This window comes from Microbulbifer maximicatervae (SeqCode), assembly GCF_052467325.1.
In genome coordinates this window covers 3,686,164-3,703,873 of the sequence record NZ_CP174310.1, presented here as the reverse complement: position 1 = coordinate 3,703,873, position 17,710 = coordinate 3,686,164, and the positions used below count along the sequence as shown (strand labels likewise).

The window sequence follows — 17,710 nt, the reverse complement described above, 5'->3', positions numbered from 1 at the left end:
GTGGACTATGCAGCGTCCCAGTGGCCGCGCCCCTGCGCAATTGCGCCCGGTAAAAATTACCCGCAACTATACCCGTCATGCGGAGGGATCTGTGTTGGTGGAGTTTGGCGATACCAAGGTTTTGTGTAATGCCTCTCTATCCAGTGAAGTCCCAAGGTTTTTGCGCGGCCAGGGTAGCGGTTGGATTACTGCAGAGTACGGCATGTTGCCACGCTCCACAGGTTCGCGCATGCCCAGAGAGGCGGCTAAGGGCAAGCAGAGCGGGCGTACTGTGGAAATTCAGCGTTTGATTGGTCGCTCATTGCGGGCGGCAGTAGATCTGGAGAAGCTGGGTGAGAACCAGATCACCGTAGACTGTGATGTTATCCAGGCTGATGGTGGAACCCGAACTGCAGCAATTACTGGTGCTTGTGTGGCACTGGTTGATGCGCTCCGTCATATGCAGCGAGAGAAGATTATTGCCGAGGATCCACTTAAGAACATGGTTGCAGCTGTGTCGGTGGGTATTTATCAGGGAGAGCCCCTATTGGATCTGGACTATCCGGAAGATAGTTCAGCGGATACAGATATGAATTTGGTCATGGCTGCTGACGGCGGCATGATCGAGGTTCAGGGCACGGCCGAGGGCGAGCCGTTTACCGAGAAACAGTTTGCTCAGATGTTGGGACTGGGCAAGGCGGGTATCGATGAGTTGATCGCACTACAGAAGCTGGCTTTGGACGAATAAAGTCGGCACTTCCCGAATCCAGCCCCGCTTTTCAAGGGAGAGGGGCTGGAAGTTGATGCAAATCAGGTTTCGATTTCGTAGTCCATAATCACCGGCAAATGGCTGGAGAACTTCACATTTTTATTGATGGCACCGTACTCGATACGATTTTTCAGGCCATGTGAAACAATCTGCATATCGGTACGCCACCCGTCCCCTTCTCCGACAGTGCCGCTGGGCCACCAGCTAAATTCATCGGTGTCTTTTACCACACGCCGAAAAGCATCGACATAACCAACATCGTTGAAAAGTTGGTCAAGCCAGCGTTGCTCGTGACGCATAAAACCGGGGGAGTCTTGATGATCCTGCCAGTTTTGCACGTCGGCACGACGGTGAGCCATGCCCCAGTTACCACAGAAGATAAAGTCGCGGCGTTTGCGGCTGATTTTTAGCAGGTGCGCCTGCATATCTTCAAAAAACTGAACTTTTTTATCTAACGATGACTCATCGGAAGCTACTGGCGCAAGTAGGGAGCCAATACTCAGGCGCTCAAAGTCCGCTTGTAAATAGCGGCCGTACATATCTTCACCATTCGCAAAACCCATACCAAATATTATGGCCTTGGGTTGACTGCGGGTGTAGATCGCCACACCGTTCTCGTGGGGAGTTCCCGAGTCGAAGAAATAACTGTAATAACCGTCGGGATGAAATATTGGATGGTCCAGTTCGGGCTCGAGAGAGCGCAGGTCCTGAAGGCAGATGATGTCTGCGTCCTGCTCTGCCAACCAATCGTAGAGACCGCGTTGTGCGGCCTGATGAACGCCGTCTACCGACAAGCTCACTATTCGCATTATTAGCCCCTTACCAGCGGACTGTGTATCATTAGAAACATTATATGCATGCCTACCCCCGGGAATGCTACGGGGAGGTCTCCCTTCACCTTAGCCAATAGTTAACAATTTTCCATGCAGCAATATCAGCGCGATTTTATCCAACTTGCCCTGGATCATCAGGTCCTGTGTTTTGGCGACTTCAAATTGAAGTCGGGCCGTCAAAGTCCGTATTTTTTCAATGCCGGTCGCTTTCATACCGGTGCTGCACTGGCAGCGCTGGGACAAGCTTATGCCGAGGCGATTATCGCTTCGGGAGTGGAGTTCGATGTCATTTTTGGACCGGCCTACAAAGGTATACCGCTGGGTGCGGTGACTGCTGTGGCTCTGGCCCAAAAAGGGATCGATAAGCCTTTCTGTTACAACCGGAAAGAAGCCAAGGATCACGGTGAAGGCGGAACCTTAGTAGGTGCGCCGCTTAATGGCAAGGTTTTGATTATCGATGATGTCATTACTGCAGGCACAGCAGTGCGTGAAGTGATGCAAATTATCGAATCTCACGGTGCAGAAGCAGCGGGTGTTGTGATCGGCCTCAACCGCCAGGAAAAGGCCAGTGAAGATTGTGAATTCTCCGCTATCCAGCAAGTTGAGAGACAGTACAATATCCCAGTGGTCGGCATCGTACAGCTAGACGATGTGATCAGCTTTCTCGAGCAGGAGTCGAAAGATAGCGATACTCTGCAGAAAATTGTGGACTACCGGCAGCGCTACGGTGTCGCGGGTCAATAGATTTTGCCCCCCCGAATCGCGGGCCGATTAATACAGAGAGTAGAGCGATGCGAATCGCCCCTATAGCGCCTTTATTGATCAGCACCCTATTGCTGTTGTCTTTAGAGGCATATGGTAACAATGGCCGTGTTTTGTATCGATACACTGATCACCAGGGTGTCTTGGTGATAAACGATGCTATTCCGCCGGAATTTGTTCCGAATGGCTATGAGATTCTTACTCTCACTGGTCGTGTGGTTGATGTGGTTGCACCGCAGCTCAGCCCCGAAGAGCACCAGGCCCAGCTTAAGTTGGAGGCCCAGCGCAAAGCGGATCGCAAGCTGCTTAAGCGTTATAACAGTATTGCGGATATTGAGAGTGCACGGTCGCGCAAGCTGGCAATCGTTGAGCAGGATATGGCGATCATGCGTTCAAATATTGGCAGCCTGCGCCGACAAATTGCTCAAGAGGAAGCCTCTGCTGCACGTACGCAGCGGGGCGGTCGAGAGGTGTCTCCCGAGTTGTTGCAGAGAATCGTGGACCTGCAAAAAGAAATGGAGGTACTTGAAGAACGCCTTAACCGACGCGCGACCGAGATGGATACCATAGGAGCAGATTTCGATAAGGCGGTAGCCCGCTATACGGAACTTACCTCTGAGAGTTAATCAGTTTCCAGGTATCTAAATTTCCCAGGTGGGCTGCTACTAAAAGCCCACCTGAAGAAATCATTATCTGGCTGCAGCTACCGTCTCACGGAAGAATCCAGCTGTTAACACGGGCCACTGTTCAGCCCAATACTCTGTAGGCTTCCGCTTAAAGCCGCTGCGTACATATTGCACGATACGCCCCTCTGCGCTGGCCAGCAGCAGATTGGCAGCACCACCGAGAGGTAGGGTCGGGCGAAGGTGCTCACGCAATTCGGCTTCACGCAAGATCTGCCTGATCTGGGTTTCCAGCCGATCAAACAGCTGCAGGATGCGCCCGTGCAGCCTCTCAGTTTCGCCGGTAAGTGCATCGCCTGTAAGCAGGCGAGTTATGCCGGGATTGCGCTCACAGAAGGCCAGCAGGAGCTGCAGAATTTTCTGGCAGCGATTGAGGGCTGAGGGCTCTTCCTGCAGGATCATTGCGATACGGCTGAAGATTGTCTCCTCAATAAATTCGATCAGCCCTTCAAACATCTTGGATTTACTGGGGAAGTGACGATATAGCGCGGCTTCAGAGAAACCGACTTCCTTGGCCAGTGCTGCTGTTGTAATACGTGCGCCAGGGCTGACTTCTAGCATATGTGCTAGGGCTTCCAGGATTTGTTGACGCCGATTGATTTTTTCGCTGCTCATTGACTGCCTTTGGTCCGCTTGGGGGGCGGAATTTAGTTTTGCTCTTGTCGTCTTATTTTGACGGCGGCAGAATCCTACCGATTCGCCGGGCTGTCTTCAATTGCCAAGGGCCTAGTGGTCCACAGTTTGCACTTCATTGTTGGTAATCAAAGTGCCTACACCTCGATCAGTAAATATTTCGAGCAATATGGCGTGGGGGACACGGCCATCAATAATATGAGCAGAATTTACCCCGTCTTGAACGGCGTCCAGGGCGCAGGCAATTTTCGGCAGCATGCCGCCATAGATGGTGCCATCCTGAATTAAGTTCTCTACCTCATTGGTGCTCAGACCGGTGAGAACTTCTCCCTCCTTATCCTGCAAGCCCGCAACATTGGTTAGTAGCATCAGTTTCTCTGCTTTCAATTGCTCGGCAATTTTTCCGGCGACGAGATCGGCGTTAATATTGTAAGAGAGCCCATTGCCGTCGACGCCAATAGGGGCAATAACCGGGATAAAGTCGCTGTGAACCAGCATATTGATCACATCAATATTAACTTTCTCGACTTCTCCCACCTGGCCAATATCTATGATTTCAGAGGCATGCAGCCCTGCACTCTCATTTTTCCGCGTTAACTTGCGCGCCTTGATAAGCAGACCATCCTTGCCTGTAACACCCACAGCACGCCCCCCATTTTTATTGATCAAGTTAACGATCTGCTTGTTGACTGTTCCCCCTAAGACCATTTCTACAACATCCATGGTTTCGCTATCGGTGACTCTCATCCCATCTACGAAGCGGGACTCAATACTGAGTTTGTCTAGTAATTGCCCAATTTGAGGACCGCCGCCGTGTACGACTACGGGATTCATACCCACTAGCTTCATCAGGATAATATCTCGTGCAAAGCTGTTTTGTAGCTGCTCATCCACCATGGCGTTACCGCCGAACTTGACCACAATGGTTTTGCCCGTAAAGCGCTGGATATAGGGCAGAGCTTCATTGAGAACCTGGGCACTTTTCAACGCAGAGTTTAGATCTAGGGACATGGACAGTTCCTTACACAGGGCGATAGACAGGCAGGCAAGGGTGCGAACCTGAGTCGCCAAAGATTCAAAGCAAATGTGGTGGATTGTTTACTAAGTAACACGGGCTGTGCCTAGTGGCGACAGCTTTTGTGCCGCCTTTTTATCTTAATCGAGCAGTTGCCAGTCGGGTACTACAATCGCAGGAGCAATTTTTTTAAGTTGCCCCATCACTTCTGTACGGATACGTTCAAGGGCTTGTTCGCTTTCGGCCTCAAAGCGCAGAGTCAACGCACTGGTGGTATTGGAAGCACGTATAAGTCCCCAACCGTCGGAAAATTCTATACGTAGCCCATCGATGGTGTTGACATCAGCATTGCTAAAATTCCCTTTCTCGCGCAGCTGTTCAATCAACGAGAATTTCTCAGTTTCTTCAACAGGTAGCAGGATTTCGGGGGTGCTGTACATTTTTGGTAATGTATCGAGGAGTTCGTCAAGGCTCTGTTCGCGCAGTGCCATGATCTCAAGCACCCGTGCGGCTGCGTAGAGGCCATCGTCGAAGCCAAACCAACGGTCTTTAATAAAGATATGCCCTGATAGCTCGCCGCCCAAGATAGCTTTGGTCTCCAGCATCTTGGCTTTCATGGGGGAGTGACCAGTCTTCCACATAATCGGGCGGCCACCATATTGGTTGATTAGCTGGGATAAACTTCGGCTACTTTTAACGTCGAAGACAATATTTTCTCCAGGATTTCGCGCGAGGATATCCCTTGCTAATAACATAACCAGTTGGTCGGCCCAAGCGATACGACCGCTGCTTGAAATTAAGGTAACACGATCGCCATCACCATCCAGAGCTACGCCCAGATCTGCACCGGTAGCCAGTACTTTTTCAGTGAGGGCCTCGAGGTTTTCAGGCCTGGAGGGGTCCGGTGCATGATTGGGAAAGTTGCCATCTACTTCACAATATATCGGTGTTACTGCACAGCCCAATTGCTCAAACAGGCGGGGTGCTAAATTAGATGTAGCACCATTGCCGGCATCGACAACCAGATGTGGTTGTCCAGCGAGAGCGACATTGTTGAATACCTCATCGACATATTTATCGGTGATTTCTTGTTCCCGGTTAACACCCTCGCCGCTTTTAAGCGAGCCTTTCTTCATTAATTGGTAGAGCCCCTGCAGCTTGTCTTCCGCCAGGGCGCGACCTTTCAGCACGATTTTAAAGCCGTTGTATTCTGCTGGATTATGGCTAGCAGTAACAATGACCCCGCTACTGGTGTTTTTTCCCTTTGCGCAGGCGTAATAGAGCAATGGCGATGGAATCAAACCGAGGTTGATAGAGTTACAGCCACTATCAAGAATCCCCTCAATCAGGCATTGGCTAAGAGCTTCGCTGCTATTGCGTCCATCCCGGCCTACTAGCAAGAGATGTTCACCGGCGTGCTGTGCCAGGGTGCCAAGCGCTCTACCCAGCTGATAGGCAAAAGGTTCATTGATTTCCTGCCCGGCGATTCCACGGATATCGTAAGCGCGGAAAACATGCTGGGGATACTCATTGGTAAGAGACAGGTCGGATTTATCAACACCACTTTCTGGAAGGTTCTCTGAGCTATTTTCCTTTTCGCTTTCTGAACTTTCCGAGTCAGAGCCTGAGATACTCGGTGCTGAGGCCAAACTCTGCGGTAAAAAATCTGTATTGGGAGTCTGTGCAGTCCCCCCATCAGAGTTTTGTGGATGTGCTTTATTTAGCTCGTCACCACTAGCCTCCTTACTCCTTTCCCATGGGGCTCTTGAATCGCGGGGTAAGAATTTGAGCAGGGCGAGCAGACTCGCCAATATCCCAGCGCCAGCACCAATGTAAATCCAGGATGTGGGCAGGCTGTGCTGTTCGACAAAGGCTTGGGAGGGACTGAAGTGAAGGCTTAAATAGCTGTCGTCAAGTTGCTCCACAGTGTTGTAGCCTTTTCCTTTACCGGCGCGCCACAGTGTTTGTCGGTGGGCATCGGGAAATTTCTGCATCAACTGAACTTGTCCATTACTACTGCCCAGGTTTTTTAAAATATTTTCCAGCACAGAAAAGGGTTGGGTAGCCAGTAGCTGTTCATTTTCCAAATTAATAACACTATGTAATTGCCAGCTATTTTCCATACCTGTACGCAGTACTTCCATTGGTTGCTCAGGTGTTCCCTGGCCGCGCTTTAACAAGTCAACTAGGGCAAAGTTGAGGGGGGGATTTTTTCCAGAGCCTACTCGAACCTGTTCAGAAGAAAAGGCCTGGAGGGATACCTGCTCAGGTAGTTTGGCAGATTCAATCAGTATTGCTGCAGGGAGTTTCCTTGACTCCAGGGCCTGCAGGCTTTTTGAATAGCTTGTAATGTAAGACTGCACTATCTCAGCTAGTTCGGCAGTTTTTTGTTTGGCAGCTAACTCAATCTGCGAATGATTATGTGGCATTACAAGGTATTGGGCTAATAGATATGCGCCGCCCAGCCAAGCGACAACTATTAACAGTGATGGTAAAAGCAACCCTTTATGCATGGTACCGCCTGGTTTCTTTTTGTTGTTGGAGACCACAGATATCCCTATTTTGTGCGTAAATTTTGTTACACAGCCCTAGAGGCAATGAGTTCAATGAGTTGTCGGGCCAGGTCGGTCTTTAAAGCGGGAGCTAGTTGGCTCTGACCGTCGGTATCGATCACGGTGACAGCATTGTGATCGCTGTTAAATCCAGAATTTGGCTGGCTTACATCATTGGCAATAATCATATCGAGGTTCTTTCGGCGGAGCTTGCTTTGAGCATGCTCAAGTACCTGTTCAGTCTCAGCGGCAAATCCAATGGTAAAAGGCCGCAGCTCGGTCCGTTTGGCAATGGCCGCGACGATATCGGGGTTTTTGATTAGGGCAATTGCATCATCATTTTTCCCGTCTTTCTTTTTGATTTTTTGCTCAGCGACCTGGGCCGGGCGGAAATCGGCAACGGCTGCTGCACTGATAAAGATATCGCAGAGGTCGGCAGCATTTATTGCTGCTTCATACATATCCTGGGCGCTGACAACATCAATACGATTGACCTTCGGCGGCGTATCCAGATTGACGGGACCGGCAATCAACGTTACGTCGGCGCCGGCACTCTGCGCCGCAGCAGCCAGGGCGAAGCCCATTTTTCCAGAGCTGTGGTTGCTGAGAAACCTCACGGGGTCAATGGCTTCCCTGGTGGGGCCGGCAGTGATTACTACCCTGCGGTTCTGCAGTGAGTGGCTTGTGTGAAACAGGGCTTCAGCGTGTTCCGCCAGATTTTCTGGTTCTAGCATACGGCCGGGACCTACGTCGCCACAGGCCTGGCTGCCTGCGCCCGGGCCCCAGAATATGACTCCGCGCCCCTTCAGGGTCTGAGTATTGGCTGAGGTAGCTGCGTGGCGCCACATGGCTTGGTTCATGGCTGGTGCCAGGGCCAGGGGGGCTTCACTGGCCAAGCAAAGGGTGGTTAGAAGGTCATCAGCCATACCGGCGGCCAACTTCGCGATTACCTGGGCACTGGCTGGAGCAATCAGGATAAGGTCAGCCCATTTCGCCAGTTCGATATGACCCATGGCGGCTTCTGCCGAGGGGTCCAACAAGTCTGTATGCACCGGATTACCGGATAGCGCCTGAAAGGTTAGTGGCTGTATAAACTCTCGCGCCCCGGCACTCATTACCACCCGGACTTCTGCGCCGCGCTCTTTGAGCCGGCGAACCAGGTCGGCACTCTTATAGGCGGCAATTCCACCGCTGATACCTAAAAGTATGCGTTTGTCGGCCAGAGAGGACATAAATGCTGTTTCCGATTTGGTGCGAGCCGGTAAGATTAGCATTTCTGCGTCGTTTCTTATAAGACAGCAGTAGCGCCTTGCCGGTGCTGAGAGGAAAAGGTGTTCAGTAGATGTGCGATAGATAAGTCACGGAATAACTGGGCTACAAATGAAAATAAAGGATTGGCCCGCAGGCGAGAGGCCTCGGGAAAAGCTGTTGGAGAGAGGAGCTGAGGCTCTGTCGGATGCAGAGCTATTGGCAATTTTTCTGCGTGTGGGGCTCCCCGGCCTCTCAGCCGTGGATTTGGCCAGGGGGCTTCTTAATGATTTTGGCGGCTTGCGCCCTCTGCTGGAGGCTGAGCGAGACGATTTCTGCCGCGCGCGAGGGCTCGGCGATGCCAAGTTTGCCCAGTTGCAGGCGGCGCTGGAAATGGCCAAGCGGCACTTGGCGGAAACCATACAGCACGGCAGCGCACTGTGCAGTCCCGGAGCGGTCAGGGATTACCTGGCGATCCAGCTCAGGCACCGGCGCAGGGAAGTGTTCTGCTGCCTTTACCTGGATAATCAACACCGGGTAATTGCTTTTGAGGAGTTGTTCGAGGGGACTCTGAATGCGGCGAATGTCTATCCGCGTGAAGTAGTACAGCAAGCGTTGCTGAAGGGAGCTGCGGCGGTTATTTTGGCGCACAACCACCCGTCTGGTGTCAGTGAGCCCAGCCAGGCAGATATCTGGATTACCGAGCGTTTAACCCAGGCGCTAGAGCTGGTGGATATCAAAGTTCTGGATCATTTGATCGTCGGTGAGGGCAAGGCGCTATCCTTTGCAGAGCAGGGATTGATGTAAAGGCGTCGTTCCCGGCGTTGAAATGTTGTACAAAACTTGCTCCCTACGGGCTCTTTTGGTATAAAACGCCGCTCTTTGCGGCCGGGCCAGATTCTGCACAGGTTCCGCCGCCATCCAGGAACCGGATTAGAATCCCGATTTTTATGTTCCCGCACTACCTTTTCCTCTTCAGGATTGGCGCCATGCGGGCACAAGCGTTTTGAAGAGGCCAACAGATGTCCAAGGTATGTCAGGTAACCGGTAAGCGTCCGGTCACCGGAAACAATGTATCCCACGCTAAGAACCGCACCAAGCGTCGCTTCGTGCCGAACCTGCACAGCCACCGTTTCTGGGTTGAATCCGAGAAGCGTTTTGTGAAGCTGCGTGTTTCCGCGAAAGGTATGCGCGTTATCGATAAGAAAGGTATCGACGCTGTCTTGACTGAGCTGCGCGCCCGCGGCGAAAAAGTGTAACGGCTGTAGCCCAGCTAATAGATTGGAGATAGAGCAATGCGTGAGAAGATTCGTCTGAATTCCAGCGCCGGTACTGGCCACTTCTACACCACTACCAAAAACAAGCGCAACATGCCTGAGAAAATGGAGATCAAAAAGTACGATCCCGTTGTACGCAAGCATGTAATGTACAAGGAAGGCAAAATCAAGTAATTGCCTACCGCTACTGTACAGAAAGCCCGGTTTTAACCGGGCTTTTTTGTGCGTATTGGAAATTGAGCAGCCAGTTTACACAGGGTAACTCCAGACGATGCCAGAGCTCCCAGAAGTAGAAACCACTCTCAGAGGCCTGCAACCTCACCTGGAGGGGCACAAAATTCGCTCCGCAAAAGTGCGCCAGCATCAATTGCGCTGGCCCGTGGAGGCAGACTTTGAGCGCCGTATCCGCAATGCTCGGATACTGAAGCTGGAGCGCCGGGCCAAATACCTACTGGTGCATACTGACAAGGGCTGCGCTATCTGGCACCTGGGGATGTCTGGCAGCTTGCGTATGGTCGAGGCTGCACGGGCACCGGAAAAGCATGATCATATCGACTGGCGCCTGGATAGTGGTCTCACACTGCGTTACCGCGACCCGCGCCGTTTTGGTGCCCTATTGTGGACGGTAGCGGACCCTCTGACCCACGACTTACTCAGCCACCTGGGTCCAGAGCCTCTCTCGGAAGAATTTAGTGGTGACTATCTGTTCGAGACTTCGCGCAAGCGTAAGCAGTCTGTCAAAACCCTCGTCATGGATGGCCGTATCGTTGTGGGGGTGGGTAATATTTACGCCAGTGAATCTCTTTTCCTGGCGGGCATTCGCCCCGATCGACAGGCTGGTTCTATTTCTAAAGCCCGATACCAGCGCTTGGCTGAGTCCATAAAGCAGGTTCTCAGTCAGGCGATTGCCCAGGGTGGAACTACCTTGCGGGACTTTATTGGCGGCGATGGAAAACCGGGCTATTTTGCCCAGCAGCTTAATGTTTATGGTCGTACGGGTGAGCCATGCCCCGCTTGCGGCCGAGCAGTTAAAGATATGGTATTGGGTCAGAGAAATACCTTTTTCTGCTCTAGCTGCCAACGTTAAATCGCATCCTTCTGGCAGCTTTAGGCAATACTAATATCATCGTATTGTCGATAAGGAGCTGCTTAGTGGTCATGATATTGCCTTTTCTTACGGTCACCCTGTCGATTTGGGCCGTTTGGAACGGTCGTCGCCGCTCCGCAATGGGCTGGTGGTTGTTGACCCTGCTGATCTTCATTATGTGGTGTGGATATCATATGACGCGAGCATTGTCGCTGTCTTTCTAGGGACCGTACCCATGATGGTGTTTATGGTCAGGAGGCTGGATAGCTTGGCGCTGTTAGCGGTAAGCATAATCCTATGGATTGCCTTGATCATGGAGTTGGCATTTCATCAACACCCCTGCCCCCTCTGTCTTTTACAGCGTGTTGCCTTTGCCATGATTGGCATGGGATTAATGCTGAACCTGCGCTTTAGTATTCGTGCAGAGCATTACGGCGTTGTTATTCTTTCGTGTCTAGCCGGTCTCGCTGCTGCTGTCAGGCAGGTATTGCTGCATATCACCCCTGGCGATCCAGGGTTTGGTAGCCCAGTATTTGGCTTACATTTATACACTTGGTCTGCGCTGATTTTCTTTGTCTTACTGATCTACTGTGGCGTTGCATTAATGTTTGGTTTTAAGCGGCGAAGTTTTGCCACCAGAGAGTTCACTTTGATTGAAAAGTGCATTGCCATCTCGTTCTTTACTGTTGTGTTGGGCAATCTAGTCGCAGTTCTCCTCGAGTGCGGTTTGGGTCCCTGTACCAGTGGGTCATTTGGATATCACTGGTTGTGGTCTCGAGGTTAGGCACACAAATGTGTCCGAGCTTTCTACACTTTTCCTGATAAGACCCGAGCCCCGGGGAATTGCGGAAAACTGTGAGGTATCCCTATGCGCCTGGCCAGCCTGCTCATTTCCCTATTGTTAATTGCTTGTGAACGAGCTGAATCCCCCTCGCCGGCCGCCAGTGTTGAACCCGCCCAGCACGTTTTAAGGAATGCGTATATCTATACCGTCGACCCGGCCCGCAGTATCGTCTCGGCAATGGCTATTCGCGATGGGCGCATTGTTTATGTGGGTACAGATCGAGGGGCAGAAGCCTTTGTAGGAGAGGGAACAGAGGTCACTGATCTCAGTGGAAAAATGGTATTGCCCGGTTTTATTCAGCAAATACCTGATGTTGGGATCAGTGACAGTTTGGATTTATCCACATATAAAACTGTAGAGGGGTATGAGAATAGCGTTCGTACATTTATTCAGGCCAACCCCGAGAAGCAGCTTGTCGTCGGCAGCGGCTGGCGTCATGTTATTTTTGCACCACACAGACCACATAAAGCAATATTGGATCAAATAAATGATTTGATCCCCATTATTCTTTTCTCAGAAGATGGCGCCAGTGTATGGACTAACTCTGAAGGTATTGCCGCAGCTGGGATTGATATGGAGTCTAATTTTTCTGAGGGCGGCAGGATCGAAAAAGATGAAGATGGTCTTCCGATCGGTATTTTTCATGGTCGTGAAGCGGTGGAGGTTTTTTCCCGTTTGATACCCGTAAATAATGAGGGTGATAAACCAACTCGAAGTTTTTTAGAAATTAAGAATATTGCGGCCCAGCGAGGCGTAACTACTTTTTTTCAGGCTGTAATGCCGCTTAATGATTTAAATAAATATCTCAGCGCCTTCGATCGCCCACTATCGTCAGAGAAATTGAGTTTGCGTATCCGCGCATCCTTTGAAATAGCGATGGATGTCACTGGTAAAAAACTTAGAGAATTGCAGAAGGTTGCAGAAAAATATTCCGGCGATGATTTCAAGATCAATTCGGTTAGCTTGAAAGCTAACAAGGTAGGTTTAGGTGATCAACGTGATTCAGGCCTATCGAGTGAACTTATTTCCAGGATAATTGCTTGTGCTAATTCACATAATTTCCAGTTTTACCTGGATGCTAGGAGTAATAAAGAATTGGCAGCTCTACAAAAACTCATACAGATATCCCTGGATGGTGGCAGGGAGTTGGGATTGCGTAACACCCTGCTTAATATCAGTTCGGATAATGCTGGGAGTGTATTGTCAGCTAATAAGGAAAAACTGGTTTTATTGCTGTCAGTAGCAGCGCGCTCAAAAGTTTCTCTAGATGATAAAAGTCAATTAACTGAAAGTCGAAAATATAATACAGAGCTTCGTCATATAGCCGTGGTTATGGACTCGGGATATGTTGCCGGGCGAGAGGTGTCACCAATCCAAAACATCCATGCTGGAGTCAGTAACCAGATATCATTGGAGACAATGATTGAAATGTTCACTTTTACCGGTGCAGTTACGAATCATCTGGAGCGGGATACCGGTAGTTTGGAGGTGGGAAAGTGGGCGGACTTTATTGTCTTGGACAAAAACCTGTTTTTAATTCCGCAGCGAGATATTGGTAGAGTCCGGGTGATACAGACTTATTACAAAGGTCAGAAAGTTTATGACCGCAGGCGCTAAAGATAGGAAGAAACCGAGGGGGAAGTGCGCCCCTCGGCTGATTAAAGTTAACGCCCTTGGGCGCTGCCCTCGCGGCGGGGGTCGGCTCCCCCGTACAGCTTGTTATTTTGCAAAGCGATGGCATGGATACCACTGTTGAGGCCCCTTTCGACAACCTCGTGTCCACGGGCTTCGAGTTTCTCGATAGTATCGGGGCTGAAAAAGCCGGGCTCCAATTCGACCCTCTTACCGATAGCGCCGATATTTCCCGCAGAAATCGCTTCGGCAATCGGCATATTCAAGCCCAGATGGTAGAGAATGGTGCGCGCGGTGTAGTCAATAATTCGTGAACCGCCGGGGGAACCCACCAGAAGACGCATGCTGCCATCTTTGTTGAAAACGATGGTGGGGGACATGGAAGAGCGTGGTCTCTTGCGCGCTTGAATGCGGTTGGCCACCCGCTCCCCACTACTGTTTTTTGGAGTGAAGGAAAAATCGGTGAGCTGGTTGTTGAGCAGGAAGCCCTTCACCATCAGGCGCGACCCGAAGCCGGTTTCAATACTGGTCGTCATACTGACACCATTACCGTAGCGGTCGACAATCACTAAATGACTGGTGTTGGGCAACTCTGGCGACTGGGCCATCACCCGCTTCACCCCGAGTTCGGCTGGGGTACCCGGAGTCGCAGCTGTGGCGGAGTCCGGGTCGATTAACTGCGCGCGGCGAGCCAAATAATCCCTGGACACCAGTGATTTACTGGGTACTTGGACAAAGTCGGAATCACCGGAGTAGGTGTTGCGATCGGCAAATGCCAGTTCCGAAGCTTCGATAAATAAGTGGGTGAGCAGATCACTGCCAGGCTCGAAGCGCTCCAGTGGGAATTGTTGCAGCATGCCCAGAATGCCGCCTACTGTGGTACCTCCGGACGACGGGGCATCCGCACCGCACACACGATATTCGAGAAACTCCGAACACAGGGGCTGGCGCTCCTTGGCCCGGTAGCTAACCATATCTTCGAGGCTCAGGAGCCCTGGGTTGGCACTGTCATAGCGCACAGCTTTGACGATAGCCTTGGCAATGTCGCCGTGATAGAAGGCATCCGCACCGCCCTGGGCAATGGCCTCCAGAGTTTCCGCGTAAGCTGGATTCTTCAAATTGTGACCCACCGGCAGGGGCTTGCCATCACTGTTGAAGAAGTAGCTGGCAATTTCCGGTCGAGCAGCCACCTTCGGCATGCGCAGTAACAGCTGGTGAAGGCGCGGTGATATCTGAAAGCCGGATTTGGCCAGGTGTATGGCCGGCTGAAATAACTGCTCCCAGGGTAACTTGCCATCGCGCTCGTGAGCCATTTCCAGCATTCGCACAACACCGGGAACGCCGACCGAGTAGCCGCCGATTACAGACTCAAAAAATGAACGCGGCTTGTTGTCGCGGATAAAGTAGTTTTCGTCTACCTGAGAGGGGGCTGTCTCGCGCCCGTCGTAGTACTTGAGCTTCTTTGCCGCAGCGTCATAGCTGAGCATAAATGCCCCGCCACCAATCCCGGAGGATTGTGGTTCTACCAATCCCAATACCATCTGAGCGGCAATGGCGGCGTCCACAGCGCTACCGCCCCGGGCGAGAATCTGCTCGGCAGCCCGGCTGGCATGGGGGTTGGCAGTGACTGCCATATAGAAGTTGGCCGTTGAGGACTTAACGGCAGTGCGACCGGTATCAAACTCCGGTTGTGGTTCATCGGCAAAAGCGAAAGCGGGACTCAGAACCAGTGCAAAGGCGGCGAGAAAGTTGCGCACGTAACACTCCGCGGATTGTGGATAAATCCGCTCGAGTGTATCAGAAATAGCCAGATTCAGGCTTAACGAAATTTCTCTTCCAGCGCGCTTTGTACAGCAGCCGGAACAAACTTGGTGACATCGCCGCCCAGGGAGGCAATTTCACGTACTAAAGAGGATGAAATGTAGGACAAATGTTCTGCCGGTGTCAGGAACAGGCTTTCCATATTGGGCGCTAACTGGCGGTTCATATTGGCCAGCTGGAACTCGTATTCAAAGTCGGACACCGCGCGCAGACCGCGCAGTACGCCATAAGCATCTACCTGGCGCACCAGGTCGGCGAGCAGGATATCGAACCCAATGACTTCGACATTGGGCAGGTGACCGAGAACTTTTTGTGAAAGTTCTACCCGCTCCTCTAAGGTGAACAGGGGGTTTTTGCGATTGCTGGCAGCCACAGCCACGATAACGTGGTCAAACAAGCGGCATGCGCGCTCCACCAAGTCCAAGTGACCATTGGTGATGGGATCGAAGGTTCCGGGATAGACGACTTTTTTCATACGCCAAGGCTTAAATGCGGGCCGAATGGGATGCGAATGGTAAACAATTTACGGCTAAGGTCAAAACCGAATCTTTTTATTCTTCCCTAACCTGCCGGGCCAGCGCGACGAAACAAGCGCATACACACCTGTCCCGCACGTTTTTCTTTTTCCTGTTCCCAGCCAGGTATTGATGCAACCACTGTGTCTCGCGGTGTTTCCACATAGATTAATGCATCCTGCGAAAGATGGCCGGACAGGGCGCCTAGAGTTGCCTGCCAAAGATTGTCGGCAAAAGGGGGATCGATAAATACGAGGTCGTATTTACTTCCATTACTTCCGAGGAACTCTTCTGCACTACAGTTATGGACTTTGGCTTCCCGGGCGTTTAACTGTTTTAACTGTTCCGCTAGGGTTCGCGCAGCGCGAGTATTCAGCTCGACAAAATCTACCGAGCCGGCGCCTCGGGATAGCGCCTCCAGACCCAGGGCTCCTGAACCGGCAAAGAGGTCCAGGCAGCGGGCGTCGGGCAGGTAGAACTGTAGCCAGTTAAACAGAACCTCCCGCAGTCGGTCGCCGGTAGGTCTCAAGCCCTCAACTGGGGCAAACTGTAATTTTCGCCCGCGCCACTGTCCGCCAATGATGCGTAACTGTGAAAGGTTTTGCGGGCTTTGCTTTCGGGATGAACTTCTGGCCAAGGTAACTCTCTACTGGGGGCTTAGCGATGCTAAGATTAGCGTCTTTCTGCAAGCGGTACATCCGGACATACGAATGATTTTTGACTTCCTGCGCAAAAAGAAGAAGCGCAAGCCCGAACAAAGTGAGCCCCAGCAATCCCAGGCGGAGGTCACTGCTGCGTCTGAAGAGGAATCATCGGCGCAGAGCCCAGAGCCCTCAGGCATAGAGGAAAAGTCGCCAGCCCAGGGAGAAGCTCCCGCTCTGGAGGAGACAAAGGCCCCTATCGGTGAACCCACAGCTCCAGCTTCTGAATCCCAAGAGGAGAGTGCCGGCTGGGCGCAGCATACCGATGCGGCGGGCGAGCCCGAGGCCGTTGTCGAGGCCCCCCAGGTGGCTGTTGCAGCAGAGCCTGTAATAGAAGAGGCCGAGAAGCCAGCCCCGATTCAGCCCGAGCCAGCTGCAAAACCCAGAGCCAAAGAGCAGCCGCAACCGGAAGCCAAAAAGAAAGAGGGCTTCTTTGCGCGTGTTCGTCGCGGCCTCAGCCGTACCAGCAACCAGTTTGTCGAGGGGATGGGAAACCTGTTCCTCGGGGCCAAGGAGATTGATGAAGATCTGCTTGAAGAACTTGAAACACAGCTGTTAATGGCAGATGTGGGGGTTGAAGCTACCAGCGAGATCGTCGAACGCCTGACCGAACGTGTATCCCGTCGGGAACTGGCCGATGGCGATGCACTTTACAAGGCATTGCAGCAGGAGCTGGCGGACTTACTCGATAGTGTTGATGCTCCCCTGGAAATCGATATCAGCAAAAAGCCTTACGTCATCCTGGTAGTGGGCGTAAACGGTGTGGGTAAAACCACAACAATCGGCAAGCTGGCCCACCGCTTCCTCGGTGAAGGCAAGTCGGTGATGTTGGCTGCCGGTGATACATTCCGCGCCGCAGCAGTTGAGCAGCTACAGGTTTGGGGGCAGCGCCACGATGTACCGGTTGTTGCGCAGCATACCGGTGCCGATAGTGCGTCAGTGATTTTCGATGCGGTTCAGTCTGCCCAGGCGCGCGGCGTCGATGTGGTAATTGCCGATACCGCCGGGCGTCTCCACACTAAGTCCAATTTGATGGAGGAGCTGGCCAAGGTGCGCCGGGTGATGGGCAAACTGGATCCCAGCGCGCCCCACGAAGTGCTGTTGGTACTGGATGCAGGCACTGGCCAAAATGCGATTAACCAGGCCTCTCAGTTCCGCGAGGCGGCCGGTGTTACCGGCTTGGTGCTGACTAAATTGGATGGTACTGCCAAAGGTGGCGTTATCTTTGCCCTGGCTCGTCGTTTCGGCATCCCGGTGCGTTTTATCGGCGTCGGTGAGCAGGCGGAAGATCTACAGCCATTCCGCGCCCGCGAGTTCGTATCCGCCCTGTTTGGCCGAGATAAGGCCTGATAGTTCGCC

At 52.1% G+C, this 17,710-nt stretch carries 19 protein-coding genes; 11 read left to right on the top strand and 8 right to left on the bottom strand.

The features are described 5' to 3' along the window. The first annotated feature begins 7 nt into the window (after window positions 1-7). Window positions 8-727, top strand: coding sequence for a ribonuclease PH (gene rph / locus ACJJIE_RS16560; protein ID WP_282930634.1), 720 nt, complete (start codon window positions 8-10; stop codon window positions 725-727). Window positions 728-789: 62 nt separating this feature from the next. On the opposite strand, the gene ACJJIE_RS16555 is transcribed toward rph, so the two are convergent. After that, on the bottom strand, window positions 790-1,557 hold the full coding sequence (locus ACJJIE_RS16555) for an exodeoxyribonuclease III (protein WP_282930635.1): 768 nt from the start codon (window positions 1,555-1,557) through the stop codon (window positions 790-792). A gap of 114 nt (window positions 1,558-1,671) precedes the next feature. Here ACJJIE_RS16555 and pyrE point away from each other — a divergent pair, with 114 nt between their 5' ends. Together pyrE and ACJJIE_RS16545 are read left to right on the top strand one after the other, a co-directional pair. Then, complete coding sequence (gene pyrE, locus ACJJIE_RS16550; RefSeq protein WP_282930636.1) at window positions 1,672-2,325, top strand: orotate phosphoribosyltransferase; 654 nt, start codon at window positions 1,672-1,674, stop codon at window positions 2,323-2,325. Window positions 2,326-2,372: 47 nt separating this feature from the next. Continuing rightward, window positions 2,373-2,969 (top strand): hypothetical protein, encoded by a 597-nt coding sequence (locus tag ACJJIE_RS16545; RefSeq protein WP_282930637.1) that lies wholly within the window; start codon window positions 2,373-2,375, stop codon window positions 2,967-2,969. A gap of 63 nt (window positions 2,970-3,032) precedes the next feature. On the opposite strand, the gene slmA is transcribed toward ACJJIE_RS16545, so the two are convergent. The 4 genes from slmA to coaBC form a co-directional block, all read right to left on the bottom strand. Then, a complete protein-coding gene (gene slmA, locus ACJJIE_RS16540; RefSeq protein WP_108735025.1) occupies window positions 3,033-3,641 on the bottom strand; it encodes a nucleoid occlusion factor SlmA in 609 nt (202 codons plus the stop codon). Between the two features lie 111 nt (window positions 3,642-3,752). After that, window positions 3,753-4,670 (bottom strand): acetylglutamate kinase, encoded by a 918-nt coding sequence (gene argB / locus ACJJIE_RS16535; RefSeq protein ID WP_444892380.1) that lies wholly within the window; start codon window positions 4,668-4,670, stop codon window positions 3,753-3,755. Between the two features lie 144 nt (window positions 4,671-4,814). Further along, complete coding sequence (locus ACJJIE_RS16530) at window positions 4,815-7,187, bottom strand: phosphomannomutase/phosphoglucomutase (protein WP_444892379.1); 2,373 nt, start codon at window positions 7,185-7,187, stop codon at window positions 4,815-4,817. A 65-nt stretch (window positions 7,188-7,252) separates the two neighbouring features. Further along, window positions 7,253-8,458, bottom strand: a complete 1,206-nt coding sequence (gene coaBC / locus ACJJIE_RS16525; RefSeq protein ID WP_444892378.1) for a bifunctional phosphopantothenoylcysteine decarboxylase/phosphopantothenate--cysteine ligase CoaBC — start codon at window positions 8,456-8,458, stop codon at window positions 7,253-7,255. Between the two features lie 148 nt (window positions 8,459-8,606). On the opposite strand from coaBC, the gene radC reads away from it, so the two are divergent. The 7 genes from radC to ACJJIE_RS16490 all read left to right on the top strand — a co-directional run bounded on the left by radC (window position 8,607) and on the right by ACJJIE_RS16490 (window position 13,299). Next, window positions 8,607-9,281, top strand: a complete 675-nt coding sequence (gene radC / locus ACJJIE_RS16520; RefSeq protein WP_444892377.1) for a RadC family protein — start codon at window positions 8,607-8,609, stop codon at window positions 9,279-9,281. A 215-nt stretch (window positions 9,282-9,496) separates the two neighbouring features. Then, the gene (gene rpmB / locus ACJJIE_RS16515) at window positions 9,497-9,733 is read left to right on the top strand and encodes a 50S ribosomal protein L28 (RefSeq protein WP_020413982.1); all 237 of its coding nucleotides are present in this window, start codon (window positions 9,497-9,499) and stop codon (window positions 9,731-9,733) included. A 36-nt stretch (window positions 9,734-9,769) separates the two neighbouring features. Then, window positions 9,770-9,925 carry a 50S ribosomal protein L33 gene (gene rpmG, locus ACJJIE_RS16510; protein ID WP_020413983.1) on the top strand — a complete coding sequence of 52 codons (156 nt, stop codon included), beginning with the start codon at window positions 9,770-9,772 and terminating at the stop codon, window positions 9,923-9,925. A 97-nt stretch (window positions 9,926-10,022) separates the two neighbouring features. After that, on the top strand, window positions 10,023-10,838 hold the full coding sequence (gene mutM, locus ACJJIE_RS16505) for a bifunctional DNA-formamidopyrimidine glycosylase/DNA-(apurinic or apyrimidinic site) lyase (RefSeq protein WP_444892376.1): 816 nt from the start codon (window positions 10,023-10,025) through the stop codon (window positions 10,836-10,838). A 71-nt stretch (window positions 10,839-10,909) separates the two neighbouring features. Then, complete coding sequence (locus tag ACJJIE_RS16500; RefSeq protein WP_282934619.1) at window positions 10,910-11,062, top strand: DUF5993 family protein; 153 nt, start codon at window positions 10,910-10,912, stop codon at window positions 11,060-11,062. Between the two features lie 11 nt (window positions 11,063-11,073). Further along, complete coding sequence (locus ACJJIE_RS16495) at window positions 11,074-11,622, top strand: disulfide bond formation protein B (protein ID WP_444892375.1); 549 nt, start codon at window positions 11,074-11,076, stop codon at window positions 11,620-11,622. 237 nt (window positions 11,623-11,859) lie between these two features. After that, window positions 11,860-13,299, top strand: coding sequence for an amidohydrolase family protein (locus ACJJIE_RS16490; RefSeq protein ID WP_444892374.1), 1,440 nt, complete (start codon window positions 11,860-11,862; stop codon window positions 13,297-13,299). A gap of 47 nt (window positions 13,300-13,346) precedes the next feature. On the opposite strand, the gene ggt is transcribed toward ACJJIE_RS16490, so the two are convergent. The 3 genes from ggt to rsmD form a co-directional block, all read right to left on the bottom strand. Further along, window positions 13,347-15,071 carry a gamma-glutamyltransferase gene (gene ggt / locus ACJJIE_RS16485; RefSeq protein ID WP_413663814.1) on the bottom strand — a complete coding sequence of 575 codons (1,725 nt, stop codon included), beginning with the start codon at window positions 15,069-15,071 and terminating at the stop codon, window positions 13,347-13,349. 62 nt (window positions 15,072-15,133) lie between these two features. Then, a complete protein-coding gene (coaD, locus tag ACJJIE_RS16480; protein ID WP_282930647.1) occupies window positions 15,134-15,610 on the bottom strand; it encodes a pantetheine-phosphate adenylyltransferase in 477 nt (158 codons plus the stop codon). Window positions 15,611-15,696: 86 nt separating this feature from the next. After that, window positions 15,697-16,287, bottom strand: coding sequence for a 16S rRNA (guanine(966)-N(2))-methyltransferase RsmD (gene rsmD, locus ACJJIE_RS16475; protein WP_282930648.1), 591 nt, complete (start codon window positions 16,285-16,287; stop codon window positions 15,697-15,699). Window positions 16,288-16,657: 370 nt separating this feature from the next. Here rsmD and ftsY point away from each other — a divergent pair, with 370 nt between their 5' ends. Further along, complete coding sequence (ftsY, locus tag ACJJIE_RS16470; protein WP_444894777.1) at window positions 16,658-17,701, top strand: signal recognition particle-docking protein FtsY; 1,044 nt, start codon at window positions 16,658-16,660, stop codon at window positions 17,699-17,701. The last annotated feature ends 9 nt before the right edge of the window (window positions 17,702-17,710 follow it).